The sequence below is a fragment of the Providencia sp. Me31A genome, from assembly GCF_050487165.1.
GTDB lineage: Bacteria > Pseudomonadota > Gammaproteobacteria > Enterobacterales > Enterobacteriaceae > Providencia.
Map to the genome: position 1 here is coordinate 154555 of NZ_JBKQGZ010000004.1, position 14281 is coordinate 168835.

Below are 14281 nucleotides of genomic sequence, written 5' to 3' on the forward strand. Positions count from 1 at the left end.
AAATATCAACCGCTTTTAAAGTAATTAAAAGAATAAGGCTTAAATATTACTGACTATTGGGTCTAGTCCTAACGGGTGTCTCTCCAGCGATATAATAGGCCGCTTGACTTGCTGCTAATGGTGGTCTGTTACGTATTTTATCTGCTATTTTTTCTGCCATCATAATCGTGGTAGCATTTAAATTACCTGTGATTATCAATGGCATAATTGAAGCATCAATCACACGGAGATTTTCAATTCCATGTACTCGCCCTGCGCCATCAACCACAGCCATGTCATCATTCCCCATTTTACATGTCCCACATGGATGAAAAGCAGTTTCCGCTCTATCCCGAACAAATGCATCCAGCTCTTCATCCGTATTGATGTGCTTCCCTGGGCTTATCTCTTCCCCACGATAAGGGGCAAGCGCGGGTTGGGCCATAATTTCGCGAGTAATACGGATAGCAGCGCGGAACTCCTCCCAATCTTGTTCTGATGACATATAGTTAAATAAAATACTTGGGTGTTGCCTTGGGTCTCGCGATTTCAAGCGAACACGCCCACGGCTAGGGGAACGCATTGACCCTACATGCGCTTGGAAACCATGTTGGTTCACTGCATTGCTACCATTATAATTAATTGCAACAGGTAAAAAATGAAACTGAATATTTGGCCAAGCAAATTTATTACTTGTTCGAATAAATCCCCCTGCCTCAAACTGATTACTGGCACCGATCCCTGTCCCGTTAAATAACCACTTTGCGCCAATCATGGGTTGATTAAACCATTTTAAGGCTGGGTACAATGAAACCGGTTGTTTACATTCATACTGCAAATACATTTCAAGATGATCTTGTAAATTTTGCCCTACACCGGGTAAAACATGAACTGCCGGAATATTAAACTCAGCTAAAACATCTTCAGGCCCCACCCCAGAACGCTGTAATATTTGCGGTGAAGCTATTGCTCCCGCACACAATAAAACTTCTTTACGAGCTTTCACCACTGTAGGTGTCTTACTTTGAGCGTGGTAATATTTCACACCAACTGCTGTTTTACCCTCGAACTCAATTACGTCTGTTGTCGCATGCGTCACAATGGTAATATTCCTGCGCCCTTTCGCTTGGTCTAAATAACCACGCCCCGTACTTGCTCTGCGTCCTTGTGGCGTAACAGTACGATCCATTGGGCCGAAGCCTTCTTGTTGGTAACCATTAAGATCATCTGTTTGTGGGTAGCCGGCTTGTACTCCCGCTTCAATCATCGCATGAAACAAGACATTGTTGCCCGTTTTTGGGGTCGCCACACTGACGGGGCCTTCTCCGCCGTGGTAATCATTTGGTCCAATATCTCGGCTTTCCGCTTTACGAAAATACGGCAAACAATCAAGATAACGCCAATCTTCTAAACCTGGCGCTTGAGCCCATCCATCGAAATCCATTGCATTACCGCGGATATAGCACATCCCATTAATTAATGATGAGCCTCCGAGCCCCTTTCCTCGACCACATTCCATTCGCCGGTTATTCATATGTGGTTCCGGATCGGTTTCATAAGCCCAATTATAACGTCGCCCCTGTAATGGGTAGGCTAATGCCGCTGGCATTTGTGTGCGAAAGTCGAACCGGTAATCCGGTCCCCCTGCTTCAAGGAGCAGCACAGTAACATCTGGATCTTCAGTCAGGCGGGTAGCAAGAACGTTACCGGCTGAACCAGCACCGATAATAATATAGTCATAGACCATTGTTATCTCCTCTGTTTCAGTCAAATTAAAATGATGTGATTAAAATACGGATGAAAACTCCCCGAGTTCGACTTGGATAGATTTGATTTGCGTGTAATTTTGCAGTGTCATAATGCCATTTTCACGACCAACACCTGAGTGCTTATAACCCCCAACTGGCATTTGAGCTGGAGATTCCCCCCAAGTATTAATCCAGCAAATTCCTGCTTCTAATTGATGAATAACACGATGTGCCCGCGTGAGATCTTGAGTAACGATACCTGCCGCGAGTCCATACACGCTGTGGTTTGCTCGCGCAATGACTTCGTCTTCTGATTGATAACTTAAAATGCTCATCACCGGACCAAAAATTTCTTCCTGTGTGATTTGCATGTCATCACGACAATCGGTAAACACCGTCGGCGCAACATACGCCCCATGAGCAAATGCCCCATCAGTGATACGTGTACCACCACAAAGTAATTTTGCGCCTTGAGACTGACCTAATTCGATATAACGCAGTACATTTTCCATGTGTGCAAAGCTGACTAATGGCCCGAAATTGGTATCCTCTTCAATCGGCGAACCGATTTTGATACGTGCGACACGGTCAATAATTTTATCTTCAAACTGCGTTTTCAGCGCCTCAGGGATAAATACGCGCGTACCATTAGTACAGACCTGCCCTGAGCTATAAAAATTCGCCATCATGGCTATATCCGCGGCTTTGTCTAAATCAGCATCTGCGAAAATAATCAAAGGCGATTTGCCGCCAAGCTCCATCGTGACATCTTTAAGCGATGATGCTGACGCATTTGCCATGACCTTTTTACCCGTCGCTATCCCTCCGGTAAAAGACACCTTGGCAATATCAGGGTGCTCTGTTAACCATTGCCCCACTTCACCACCTTGGCCTGTAACAACGTTAAATACTCCCGCAGGAAGCCCTGCTTCTGTATAAATTTCAGCGAGTTTTAATGCGGTCAACGAGGTGACTTCACTCGGTTTGAATACCATTGCATTACCTGCGGCAAGTGCAGGGGCAGATTTCCATAACGCAATCTGAATCGGGTAATTCCATGCACCAATCCCTGCAACTACGCCAAGTGGCTCACGTCGGGTATAAACAAACGCGCTATCACGTAATGGGATCTGCTGCCCTTCCAACATTGGAATTAAACCTGCATAATATTCAAGAACATCCGCGCCCGTCACAATATCAACATAACGCGTTTCTGACAGCGGTTTACCGGTATCCAACGTTTCCAGATAGGCCAGCTCATCATTGCGTTCACGTAGTATATCCACTGCACGACGTAAGATCCTTGAACGTTCCATTGCTGTCATCGCGGCCCATACTTTTTGGCCTTGCTTTGCACTCTCTACCGCCCATTCGATGTCCTCAAGGCTCGCTGATTGCAAATTTGCGATCACATCACCATTTGCAGGGTTGATTGCAGGAAACTGCCCACATTCCGGTTGTGAACTGTCGACATAACCACCATGAATATATAGCTTATGTATTGGGGTATGTTGCATATTATCTCCTCTGAATGGTTGATTATTTTTTTGCTACCTCTGCGCGCTGAAGTTGCATATCGATATACTCATTAGTAATTTTCAGTGCATCTGCGACAGGAAAGACTTCATTACTCAACGCACTACGCAGCCATAGACCATCAATTAATGCGGCTAGCCCTTTCGCCGCCATACGCGCCTCCGGTTTGCTTAATACACGCCCAAACTCATAACTCAAATTCGAGTAAAGTCGCCGATCATTCACCTGCTGCAGGCGATTCAAGTTTGGCTGGTGCATGCTACTGGCCCAAAAAGCCAACCATGTTTTCATCGCCGCTTCACTGGTTTGCGTTGGGTCAAAGTTACCCTCAACAATCGCTTGAATACGTAACTTGGCCTCTGCGCCTGTTAACATCCGCAAGCGCATTGCGACAGCAAACCCTAATTGGTACTGAATATGGCGCATTGTGGCTTCCAATAAGCCATTCTTATCACGAAAATAATGACTAATAATTCCGGTGGAAACGCCCGCTTTGCGCGCAATAAGCACAAAACTCGCGTCCTGCATTCCCACCTCGTTAATAACCGCTAAAGTTGCCTGAATTAACTGTTGTTTGCGTATCGACTGCATTCCTATTTTCGGCATGGTATTTGAACCTAAAAAATACATTGATCCTTTTTATTAAACGTTTTTTTAATTGAATGTTCAATCAATATTAACTATTGTTTATTACAATTATTTTACAAAACACAAAGAGAGGGTAATTGATAAAGACAAACTATTTCCAATTTATCAAATAGTTAAAAGAAAAATTATTTTTAATCTGTTTTAGTAAATAAAAATGTGGAACTGCCGATGACAACTCCAAATAGTTCAAAAAATCAGCAGAAAGACAAATTGAATTCTGTGGTTTTTTTCACTTCCGCCGGCCTTATTCTGGCGTTTTCTCTTTTTACAATATTGATGACCGAAACAGCAAATCAATGGATTGTTGCTACCCTTGGTTGGGTATCAAAAACCTTTGGGTGGTATTACCTACTTGCCGCCACCTTGTACATTGTATTTGTCATTTTTGTCGCAACATCGCGCTTTGGGAATATCAAGCTTGGCCCCGAGCAATCCAAACCTGAATTTAGTGTTCTCAGTTGGTCTGCAATGCTATTTGCCGCAGGTATTGGTATTGATTTAATGTTTTTCTCTGTTGCAGAACCTGTCACCCAATACATGTTACCGCCAACCGGTGAAGGTGAAACCTTAGAAGCAGCTCGTCAGGCGATGGTGTGGACACTATTCCACTATGGCCTAACGGGCTGGTCTATGTATGCATTAATGGGAATTGCACTGGGGTATTTTAGTTATCGATATAACTTACCCTTAACTATTCGCTCTGCACTCTATCCGATTTTTGGTAAGCGAATCGACGGACCAATTGGCCATACTGTCGATATTGCAGCAGTATTAGGAACGATTTTTGGTATCGCAACGACCCTCGGTATTGGTGTCGTCCAACTCAATTACGGGCTAAAGGTGCTGTTCGATTTACCCCAAGGCCTACCCGTGCAAAGTGGTTTGATCTTTTTATCCGTAGTGATGGCCGTTATCTCTGCAACATCTGGAGTCAATAAAGGCATACGCGTGTTATCCGAGCTCAATGTGCTACTGGCACTAGGCTTGATCTTATTCATCTTATTTGTTGGTGACACAGAATTTCTCCTCAATGCGCTCGTGCTCAATGTTGGGGATTACATTAACCGCTTTATGGGAATGACGCTCAATAGCTTTGCCTTTGACCGACCGACAGATTGGATGAATAGCTGGACATTATTCTTTTGGGCTTGGTGGGTAGCATGGTCACCCTTTGTTGGATTATTCCTTGCGCGTATTTCTCGTGGTCGGACTATTCGACAATTTGTCATTGGTACCCTAATTATTCCATTTGTTTTTACACTATTATGGCTGTCTATTTTCGGTAACAGTGCATTATATGAAATCATTCATGGCAATAGTGAACTTGCAAAAACGGTTCTTGAAGCACCTGAAAAAGGCTTCTATTCGTTATTGGAACTCTATCCTGGTTTTGGTTTAACCGCCTCCGTTGCGACTATCACGGGGCTCTTATTTTATGTCACTTCAGCAGATTCAGGCTCTTTGGTACTCGGCAACTTCACCTCAAAATTAAGTGACATTAATAATGATGCCCCAAATTGGTTACGTATCTTTTGGTCTGTTGCCATTGGCTTACTCACCTTAGGGATGTTAATGACTGATGGGGTGGCAGCATTACAAAACACTACCGTTATCATGGGGTTACCTTTTAGCTTTGTGATTTTCTTCATTATGGCGGGGCTATATAAATCCTTAAAAGTTGAGGACTTCAGGCGTGTCAGTTCATTAAATACCAATGCTCCTGCACCACTTTATGGCAATGGTACACTCAATTGGAAACAACGTTTAGGTCGTGTGATGAATTTCCCCGGCACCACTTATACCCAAAGAATGCTTGACTTAGTGTGTATTCCAGCAATGCAAGAAGTGGCGAAAGAGCTCTTATTGAGAGGGGCAAAAGTCGAGTTTAAGACCTTACCCCCCATTGCAGATGAACGATTAGACCACTTAGAACTAACCGTTGATTTAGGTGAAGAACAAAGCTTTATTTATCAAGTATGGCCACAACGCTATTCTGTGCCCGGTTTTACCTACCGTGCACGCTCTGGGAAATCCCATTATTACCGCTTAGAAACATTCTTATGGGAGGGATCACAAGGTAATGATTTAATGGATTACACCAAAGAACAGGTGATCAGTGATATTCTCGACCAATATGAGAAACATTTAAATTTCATTCACTTAAGCCGTGAAGCACCTGGTGCGACACTCACCTTCCCTGAGTCTATTTAACTCAATACGAATAAGGGAGATATTGCTCCCTTATTCCTCTATGAGCTTTCTTAATTATTAGTGCCTTATTTGATCCAACATTTTTGCCATTTGTTCGCGATCATTCATCCAAGCCATTGAATTTGGACACCCGGCTCCCGTCGGGTTGATATCACACGGCGAAAATCGTTGGGGAAAGGCGTTTTCTTCGGCGTTACGCTGATCTAACAAAGCCTGATAGCTTTGTTCCTCTGGCGGAAGTTTCTTTTTAGGATCAAAGACAAACTTTTGTTGTGCCTGTAACTCTTTAATCCCTTTGTAACTTTGATTAAACTCACGATCAGCGGGTGATTTCTCTTTAAAGGTAAAGTCGTTGGCAAAGCCGTAAGAAGTGAAACAAAGAAAAAGAACAAAAATAACCTTTTTAAACATATGAATAATCCTACTGTGTTTGTAAGTCAGTATTATATAACGTCAGGTAATCACGTACAGAAATAATTAAAATAAAATATAGTAATTTATTATTATTCAATGCATTAATTAATATGGTTTATTAAATCAATTGATTGATATGCTTATCAATGAGAGCTCCACATTTATGCAAAATTAAGTCATTCATTACAGTACTGTTGTTACAATCCATCTAGCCTCTGCCATTTTTTAACCTTTCTACTTTCATCTAGAGTGCTAATAATTTTTAGTCTTGTTCCTGAGTCTATTTTCTATAAAAGTGACCTTATCTGACCAATGGCTCTATTCACTACGAGCTGCAATTTCACTTTACATAACTCTACAGATTAAGGGATATACGATGAAAAAAACTGATTTTGGTCCTTATATGGATGTCAGTGTCGATGCGATTTGGAATGATTGGCAAAATTACCCTAATGGCCGACCTAATGCAAAATATAGCCAAGCAGCAATCAAATATGGCGTTGATATCGTCTATCTTGGTTTTTTAACTGCCACCCGAGACAAGCAAGCCGCCTGGTCGGCCCAACCGACGATGCCTATTAGCTGGGCAAAACCCTTGTGTGATGAGCTCATCGCTGGCGGGGTAAAAGTTGCAGTGTCATTCGGAGGAGCCATTAACCAAGATGTTTCATTCGTTCAAACGCAAGAACAGCTGATCAAAACCTACCAAGAAGCGATTGACACATTGGGCGCATCACACCTCGATTTAGATTTTGAAAATGGCTTTTTTGATGCTGACAAGGCATTTTCTGCTTTAAACGTGATTATCACTAATAACCCGAAAATCACTCTTAGCCTCACCCTACCCACCATGCCTACAGGGCTAACCAGTACAGGACTGGCACTTGTGAAAAAATCTGTCGACGCCGGCTTAGTCATGAAAATTAATGGCATGGCGATGAATTATAATGATTCTAACATCAGTAACCTCGGAGATGCCGCTATCAAAGCTGCCATCAATATCAAAAACCAATTAAAACCTTTCTACCCAACTGTTGCAGATCAGGAAATGTATGATTATGTACAAATTACGCCAATGATCGGCTTAAATGATGACCACTCCATGTTCAGTTTCCACGATGCTGATATCCTTTGCCAATTTGCCAAAAAAATAGGCTTGAACCTAGTCTCGATGTGGAGTTTAACTCGCGATTTTCCAAGTAATAATTCTTATCCCGAAGCAACTAGCTCAAGTAACCCAGAACAAACCCATGCATTTGAATACACGGAGCTATTTAGCCAAAAACTCAACATGTAAATAACCCTATATCATCAAATTGATGGATATTGATGATAGCCCATTTTTTCAGAAATATTCCGCCCTGCGGTTTTGAGCAGATCAACATAGTGATCAATTTGCTGCTCATCAAAACGGATGGTAGGGAAAGAAATGGATAACCCTGCCACCACATGGCCGAGTCGGTCATACACAGGAACCGCAATACAACGTAAGCCTAGCTCTTGTTCTTCTCTATCCTGCGCATAATGGCACTCACGTACCGCAGCTAATTCCACCAGCAAATCCTCTAAGCTTAAAATCGTCGTCGCGGTTTTCTGGCTGAATAATTCATCTTTTAGAGCAAAGCGGATAGCCTCTTCACTTTGCCAAGCCAATAAAATCTTACCAATCGCAGTACAATACAATGGGTTACGGCGGCCCACTCGTGAATACATACGTAAATTATAGCTAGAGTCGATTTTATGAATATAAATAATGGCATCTTCATCTAAAGCCCCTAAATGCACGGCTTCATGAGTTAGCTGACCAATATGGCGCATTTCTTTATCTGCGATTTCAATCAAATCAACATATTCAAGGGACTTTGCCCCCAACTCGAATAATTTCAATGTTAGGGAATATTTATCCGCCTCACCTTCTTGCTCTACATAACCTAACTGTTTCATGGTTTGTAGAAAACGAAATGTGGTAGCTTTTGACATCAATAAGCGCTGTGAAAGCTCGGACACGCCAATCTCTTTTTGCTCACCAAGGGCGCTAAGAATGCTAAACACCTTAACCACTGCTGAAACAGCATCCGTTTGAGTCGTCTTATCCATTACCTTTCCATCATCCTATAAATTGATAGCGATATTATCGCAAAACTCACTGATACCACCTGAGTTTGAGTAGCATAATTGTCTCTTCATACAAAAACAAGAACGCTGATTTAATATTTTTAAAACAGCGTTTCATTTTTGTTGAAGTTGACAATAAAATGCGCTTTAATAACTCCATCAAGTTAGTAAGAGTTTACTAAGCCGTAATCGCGCAGGTGGTGAAAATGAGTACACATCCGCAAGTTGCCGTCATTGGCGAATGCATGGTTGAATTGCAAAAGTCAGGGGAGCTGTACAAGCAAACCTTTGGTGGGGATACGCTCAACACTGCGTTATACCTGTCTCGCTTAACAAAAAACCAAGGTGTGACAACTCGTTACATCACCGGTTTAGGGAAAGACCCATTCAGCCAACAAATGCTAACGAGTTGGCAGCAAGAGGGGATCAATACCGATGAGGTGTTTATTTCAGATAAACATCTACCGGGTATGTATTTAATTGAAACCTCCGCTGATGGCGAACGCCGATTTTTCTATTGGCGAGATAACGCCGCAGCAAAATTCTGGCTTGATGCAATTTGCCTTGATGACAATAAAAAAGCACACACTCAGCAACTACTTAACTCACAACAATTTATCTATTTAAGTGGCATCAGTTTAGCCATTTTACCTGAACACTCACGTCTGCTTTTATTAAACATGTTGCAACAAGCCAAACAGCATGGCGCAAAAATTGTTTTCGATAATAACTACCGCCCTGCACTTTGGCCTTCGAAACAAGCTGCACAACAGGCTTATCAGCAAATTTTAAGCCTAACTGATATTGCTTTTCTGACCTTTGATGACGAACAACTGCTTTACGGTGATATTCATGAAACCGACTGTATTGTTCGTACCCAACAATATGGCGTTAAAGAAATTGTCATTAAACGCGGTGCCGATGCCTGCTTTGTTGTTATCGACAACGAGCGCATTGACGTCCCTGCAAATAAAATTAGCCATGTTGTTGATACCACTGCCGCAGGGGATTCCTTCAGTGCCGGTTACCTAGCCTGCCGTATTCTAGGTGGTAGCCCATGTGATGCAGCAAAAACAGGTCATTTACTGGCTGGAACCGTCATCCAACACCGGGGAGCGATTATTCCATCCGAGGCCATGCCAACCACCGCTTTAGAAACATGTTAAGAGGCTTAACCATGAACCAACTGATTGAAAGAATTAAAAAACTCAACGTTGTTCCCGTGATCACTATCAATAATGCAGAACATGGTGCACCACTCGCAAAAGCGTTGGTTGAAAATGGCCTTCCGTGTGCCGAAGTGACGTTTCGTACCCCTGCCGCAGTACAAGCCATTAAAAATATGCGTGCCGCCTACCCTGATTTGCTAATAGCAGCAGGTACCGTGTTAACCACAGAGCAAGTTGACCAAGCCATTGAAGCGGGAGTGGACTTTATTGTTAGCCCAGGTTTTAACCCGAAAATTGTGGCCTATTGCCAAGAAAAACAGGTTATTATCATTCCTGGCGTGAATAGCCCAAGCCTAGTGGAACAAGCTCTTGAATTTAATCTCACCACTTTAAAATTTTTCCCAGCCGAAGCCTCTGGCGGAGTAGCAATGCTCAAAGCACTCAGCGCCGTTTACCCCGTTAAATTTATGCCTACGGGCGGTATTGGTGTGAAAAATATTAAAGAATACACCGCATTACCGTCTGTATTGGTATGCGGCGGTTCATGGATGGTGTCAAATACCCTTATTGATAATGAAAACTGGCTAGAGCTTGGTCAGTTAATTGCCGAAGCCGCAACCATTTAATTAAGCTAAAGTCGGCTTGTAGTGATGATGCCCTTACTCGTGGCAAGGGCATTTTGCTAAGCGATATATCGCCTATGGATAACACTAGCCAATAAAACGTTTTAACTGCAAACGCAGCATCTCATTTTCACGCCGTAGCTGCTCGTTTTGATCCATCAGGCTCATGGCCATAGCGATACCTGGCCAGTCAATTTCTAATTCATGATAAAGGCGCACCGCCCTTCTCACGATGATCACAGCATGGTCGTCAAATAACCATTCATTAGCGGTTTCAATGGGTTGAATTATCCCAAGCCCAACAATTTCTTGTAATTCCTCTTCCGCAATCCCCGTGTGAATACAGAAATCAATAACGGTTAATGATGTTAACTGTTCCATTATTTGCCTCCCCAATTTTTACGTGGGTCAAAACTCTGTTGAGCCTCCGCCAATTTCTGCCACAGTGCGTTAGATTCCGCATTATTGCTATCAGGCATCACAATTTTTATGATGGCGTACAAATCACCTGTATGGCCTTTATGCATCAGTCCTTTACCTTTGAGGCGCAATTTTTGCCCCGCTTGGCTATTGGCGGGAACCGTAATCACAATCGGGTCTTTTAAGGTAGGTATGGTGACTTTAGTCCCAAGTGCAGCCTCCCAAGGAGCTAATGGGACAACCACTTCTAAATCATGGCCTTTAATATCGAACAATGGATGCGGTGCAATACGGATGGTTATCCATAAGTCGCCATTTTCACCGCCGTTCTCCCCGACAGTACCTTGCCCCTTTAAACGAATGCGCTGCCCATCAATTACCCCAGCAGGAATGGTTACATTGAGTGTTTTAGGAACTTCGTTTTCGATAAAGCCAAAAGCGTTATAGACTGGTAAGTTATAACTGATGGTACGCTTATGTGACTCTTGACTTTCTTCAAGGAAAACAGCCAATTCAACTTCTAGATCATGACCACGTCGGCTGCGAGCCTGTCTTGTACTACCACCGCGTGCACGTTGAGAAAACATCGATGAGAAAATATCATCAAACCCACCCGCATCAAACCCTTGCTGACCAAAGCCTTGGCCTTGTTGGGAATAACCATGACCTTGGTTAGATTGGTTAAAATAAGGGTCATTTCTGTGTTCCCACATTTCATCATATTCTGCGCGTTTTTCTTTATCGCTTAACACCGCCCACGCCTCTGCAATTTCTTTAAAATGGGCTTCTGCATCGGGTTCTTTGCTGACATCAGGGTGGTATTTTCGCGCTAAACGGCGATACGCGGTCTTAATAGTTTTCAAATCATCGGTGCGCTTTACACCCATGATGCTGTAATAATCCTTTAATTCCATAGTCATATCTCGTTCACTTGTCTGTTGAATAGAGTTCATATGGTATTTAGCCTTACTGTTCGCATGGGCTAAACATAACGACTTACCTTGAATTTAAGTTAAGACATTTACATAGTAATTGGAATAGTAGAACAATGATAAATATTAAATATATTGGTGAATAATGACGATGCTAATAAATAAAATGCCACAAAAACAGGAAATTTTTGTTTTTTAGCGCTAAACCTATAAGAGAGTCCACATTTTGCTAGGGAAAATTTATGGATGCCATCGCCAACCGCCTGACCTATAAAATAAATTATGTCATATCCATTGAAGATTTTATTCGCTTAGTGCGCCAGTCACCGTTTAAAGAAATCGTCCCTATCGATGACCTAAATAGATTGGATGCAATGCTGAATAATGCGGATTTGTTGATTAGTGTGTGGGATGAGGAACAGGTGGTAGGTTTTGTGCGAATGGTCACCGATTTTAGTTCTTGCTGCTATATATGTGAACTAGCCATAGATACCAATTATCAAAAACACGGTATCGACCGCCATTTGATGCGTCTTGCTGCTGAAGAACTCCCTGCCGACTGCCAAATTTTATTTTTCTCCACCGACAGCAACCTAACCGAGTACCTAAGATTGGGGTTCATTCAATCGCCTAGAGCTTGGCACACCACGGTGCAGACCTTTTTAGCTAAATTAACAAGCGAGGAATGATAAATAGATTATTGACGTTACCTTTCTTTTGTCTCTTAATCAGGAAATAGCGTATTATTTTTAGCTTGTATTATTTCACCATCTATAGTGACATAGTTATCTTGGAATAGCGCATAAAACATTTAGTTAGGATGCAATATGTCGTTTTTTTTAGCTGTCTTATTTCTTATTTTTATTATTATCCTTTTAAGAGTACGCGCCGTTAAGGTAGCAAATAGACGCCGAATTATCCCTTTTGATACCTTTAAGGAATACGAAGGTATTGATGATTATGAAAAAACAGTAAAACAGACTGTTTATGCCGTATCGAATGCCCATACAATGATGGACAAAATGAAGTGTTATTTTGACCTGCGTATTTTATCCCATGCTTTATATTCCGATTATGAACATGAAGAAAATATGATCACAAATCTTGAAGGTCTGCTGACTAAAAAATTCACGTTCACCTATTCTTCTTTTATTATCCCTTACCCCGAGCCAATTGAAGAAAGCAGCTTAGAACATTTTTATTTGACTCATACACGAGCACATTGCCCCAAAAATATTTGGGATTACCTACTTAATGCTTCTGTAATGACAAATGCAAAAATTGATGCCATCAATACCCTCGATAATGCCATTGAAACGTATTATGCATTAGCAGGAACCATATTATATGATGAGAAAATAGGTTGTTATTTTGATGAGGAAGATACACAACCTCCGATTTACAACAATGACCTTTATACCGTCAGCGAAGCACAGCTAGGCCAATGGTTAGATGAAGAGCTGAACTTTATAGTTTTTTATTGCGAATCGCTTCTAAAGGTATGTATCGAATATATCAAAAAAGAAAGTGGCATCATTCGCATTTAGTGACTGGATAACACAGAAGATATGCAGCAAGTCACAAATATTGTAGAGAATAGATGGAGTTTGCTTTTTGCAAATATCTTTTGTGTTAATACGCTAATTAATTTGTATTGTGGGTAGGAGACCTGAAAGGATATCTCGGGAGCATACACAAGTATGTGACCCGAGTAGCCGAGCACAGTCCCCCCACAATGCGAAGCATGACGAACATCACTTAAGGCGCCCTCGAAGACGTTTAATCGCCTGACTGTGAAGTTGACTCACTCGCGATTCCCCCACATCCAACACTGCGCCAATTTCTTTCAAATTTAGTTCTTCTTGATAATACAACGTCAGCACCATCTTCTCGCGTTCAGGCAATTGTTCAATCGCTGCTGCAATTTGATCGCGCAAACTGGAATCTAGCAGTAAACTCAACGGGTTACCACCATCTTGCTCATCCATTTTGGGCTCACAACTTTCCCCGTGAACCTCATGCCACTCATCATAAGAAAACAGCTGGCTATTATTAGTGTCTAGTAGCGCTTGACGATACTCCGCAAGATCGATATCCAATGCTTTAGCAATTTCCGGCTCAGTCGCACTACGCCCCAGCGATTGCTCCAACACACCAATGGCTTTTGTCATTTCACGTGCTTGACGGCGTACGCTACGCGGCACCCAATCGCGGCTACGCAATTCATCTAACATCGCCCCACGAATTCGCTGCACCGCATAGGTGGCAAACGATGCACCTTGAGTAACATCGAAACGTTCCAATGCATGCAGTAAACCGATGCCCCCCGCTTGAATTAAATCATCAATATCAACACTGGCGGGAAGTCTGACTTGCAGTTTCAGGGCTTCATGGCGTATTAGAGGGTAATAACGCTCCCATAGGCTATTTTTATTAATCACACCTTCGGCAGTATATAAATCACTCACAACCTGAATCACCCTTCA

At 42.3% G+C, this 14281-nt stretch carries 14 protein-coding genes; 6 read left to right on the forward strand and 8 right to left on the reverse strand.

The features are described from left to right. Positions 1-46: 46 nt before the first annotated feature. From betA to betI, 3 genes are read right to left on the reverse strand one after another with little or no spacing between them, the layout of a single operon-like run. Positions 47-1726, reverse strand: coding sequence for a choline dehydrogenase (gene betA, locus ACLPIE_RS04705; protein ID WP_430260105.1), 1680 nt, complete (start codon positions 1724-1726; stop codon positions 47-49). Positions 1727-1765: 39 nt separating this feature from the next. After that, positions 1766-3244: a betaine-aldehyde dehydrogenase gene (gene betB / locus ACLPIE_RS04710; protein ID WP_430260107.1), complete on the reverse strand. Its 1479-nt coding sequence runs from the start codon at positions 3242-3244 to the stop codon at positions 1766-1768. 22 nt (positions 3245-3266) lie between these two features. After that, on the reverse strand, positions 3267-3869 hold the full coding sequence (betI, locus tag ACLPIE_RS04715) for a transcriptional regulator BetI (protein ID WP_430260109.1): 603 nt from the start codon (positions 3867-3869) through the stop codon (positions 3267-3269). Positions 3870-4079: 210 nt separating this feature from the next. Here betI and ACLPIE_RS04720 point away from each other — a divergent pair, with 210 nt between their 5' ends. Continuing rightward, positions 4080-6122: a choline transporter gene (locus tag ACLPIE_RS04720; protein ID WP_430260111.1), complete on the forward strand. Its 2043-nt coding sequence runs from the start codon at positions 4080-4082 to the stop codon at positions 6120-6122. A 57-nt stretch (positions 6123-6179) separates the two neighbouring features. Here ACLPIE_RS04720 and ACLPIE_RS04725 read toward each other — a convergent pair whose 3' ends face one another. Beyond that, positions 6180-6533 (reverse strand): hypothetical protein, encoded by a 354-nt coding sequence (locus tag ACLPIE_RS04725; RefSeq protein ID WP_430260113.1) that lies wholly within the window; start codon positions 6531-6533, stop codon positions 6180-6182. Between the two features lie 379 nt (positions 6534-6912). On the opposite strand from ACLPIE_RS04725, the gene ACLPIE_RS04730 reads away from it, so the two are divergent. Further along, on the forward strand, positions 6913-7833 hold the full coding sequence (locus ACLPIE_RS04730; protein WP_430260115.1) for a glycoside hydrolase family 18 protein: 921 nt from the start codon (positions 6913-6915) through the stop codon (positions 7831-7833). Positions 7834-7847: 14 nt separating this feature from the next. On the opposite strand, the gene kdgR is transcribed toward ACLPIE_RS04730, so the two are convergent. Beyond that, positions 7848-8633, reverse strand: a complete 786-nt coding sequence (kdgR, locus tag ACLPIE_RS04735; RefSeq protein ID WP_430260117.1) for a DNA-binding transcriptional regulator KdgR — start codon at positions 8631-8633, stop codon at positions 7848-7850. Between the two features lie 224 nt (positions 8634-8857). On the opposite strand from kdgR, the gene kdgK reads away from it, so the two are divergent. Both kdgK and ACLPIE_RS04745 read left to right on the forward strand, forming a co-directional pair. Further along, the gene (kdgK, locus tag ACLPIE_RS04740) at positions 8858-9817 is read left to right on the forward strand and encodes a 2-dehydro-3-deoxygluconokinase (RefSeq protein WP_430260119.1); all 960 of its coding nucleotides are present in this window, start codon (positions 8858-8860) and stop codon (positions 9815-9817) included. 11 nt (positions 9818-9828) lie between these two features. Continuing rightward, positions 9829-10446, forward strand: coding sequence for a bifunctional 4-hydroxy-2-oxoglutarate aldolase/2-dehydro-3-deoxy-phosphogluconate aldolase (locus ACLPIE_RS04745; protein WP_430260121.1), 618 nt, complete (start codon positions 9829-9831; stop codon positions 10444-10446). An 84-nt stretch (positions 10447-10530) separates the two neighbouring features. Here ACLPIE_RS04745 and ACLPIE_RS04750 read toward each other — a convergent pair whose 3' ends face one another. Both ACLPIE_RS04750 and cbpA read right to left on the reverse strand, forming a co-directional pair. After that, positions 10531-10824 carry a chaperone modulator CbpM gene (locus ACLPIE_RS04750; RefSeq protein ID WP_430260123.1) on the reverse strand — a complete coding sequence of 98 codons (294 nt, stop codon included), beginning with the start codon at positions 10822-10824 and terminating at the stop codon, positions 10531-10533. Further along, positions 10824-11777: a curved DNA-binding protein gene (cbpA, locus tag ACLPIE_RS04755; protein ID WP_430260260.1), complete on the reverse strand. Its 954-nt coding sequence runs from the start codon at positions 11775-11777 to the stop codon at positions 10824-10826. The genes ACLPIE_RS04750 and cbpA overlap by 1 nt, the downstream gene beginning before the upstream one ends. Before the next feature lie 260 nt (positions 11778-12037). On the opposite strand from cbpA, the gene ACLPIE_RS04760 reads away from it, so the two are divergent. Together ACLPIE_RS04760 and ACLPIE_RS04765 are read left to right on the forward strand one after the other, a co-directional pair. Further along, a complete protein-coding gene (locus ACLPIE_RS04760) occupies positions 12038-12484 on the forward strand; it encodes a GNAT family N-acetyltransferase (RefSeq protein ID WP_430260125.1) in 447 nt (148 codons plus the stop codon). Between the two features lie 138 nt (positions 12485-12622). Further along, positions 12623-13342 (forward strand): DNA-binding protein, encoded by a 720-nt coding sequence (locus tag ACLPIE_RS04765; protein WP_430260127.1) that lies wholly within the window; start codon positions 12623-12625, stop codon positions 13340-13342. 207 nt (positions 13343-13549) lie between these two features. Here ACLPIE_RS04765 and ACLPIE_RS04770 read toward each other — a convergent pair whose 3' ends face one another. Beyond that, positions 13550-14263, reverse strand: a complete 714-nt coding sequence (locus tag ACLPIE_RS04770; RefSeq protein WP_430260129.1) for an RNA polymerase sigma factor FliA — start codon at positions 14261-14263, stop codon at positions 13550-13552. Between the last annotated feature and the right edge of the window lie 18 nt (positions 14264-14281).

Coding starts and splice junctions, on each gene's coding strand:
- ACLPIE_RS04750 (WP_430260123.1), bottom strand. CDS start 10,824: ATGGAACAGTTAACATCATTAACCGTTATTGATTTCTGTATTCACACG.
- ACLPIE_RS04760 (WP_430260125.1), top strand. CDS start 12,038: ATGGATGCCATCGCCAACCGCCTGACCTATAAAATAAATTATGTCATA.
- betI (WP_430260109.1), bottom strand. CDS start 3,869: ATGCCGAAAATAGGAATGCAGTCGATACGCAAACAACAGTTAATTCAG.
- ACLPIE_RS04745 (WP_430260121.1), top strand. CDS start 9,829: ATGAACCAACTGATTGAAAGAATTAAAAAACTCAACGTTGTTCCCGTG.
- cbpA (WP_430260260.1), bottom strand. CDS start 11,777: ATGGAATTAAAGGATTATTACAGCATCATGGGTGTAAAGCGCACCGAT.
- betB (WP_430260107.1), bottom strand. CDS start 3,244: ATGCAACATACCCCAATACATAAGCTATATATTCATGGTGGTTATGTC.
- kdgR (WP_430260117.1), bottom strand. CDS start 8,633: ATGGATAAGACGACTCAAACGGATGCTGTTTCAGCAGTGGTTAAGGTG.
- ACLPIE_RS04730 (WP_430260115.1), top strand. CDS start 6,913: ATGAAAAAAACTGATTTTGGTCCTTATATGGATGTCAGTGTCGATGCG.
- ACLPIE_RS04725 (WP_430260113.1), bottom strand. CDS start 6,533: ATGTTTAAAAAGGTTATTTTTGTTCTTTTTCTTTGTTTCACTTCTTAC.
- kdgK (WP_430260119.1), top strand. CDS start 8,858: ATGAGTACACATCCGCAAGTTGCCGTCATTGGCGAATGCATGGTTGAA.
- ACLPIE_RS04720 (WP_430260111.1), top strand. CDS start 4,080: ATGACAACTCCAAATAGTTCAAAAAATCAGCAGAAAGACAAATTGAAT.
- betA (WP_430260105.1), bottom strand. CDS start 1,726: ATGGTCTATGACTATATTATTATCGGTGCTGGTTCAGCCGGTAACGTT.
- ACLPIE_RS04765 (WP_430260127.1), top strand. CDS start 12,623: ATGTCGTTTTTTTTAGCTGTCTTATTTCTTATTTTTATTATTATCCTT.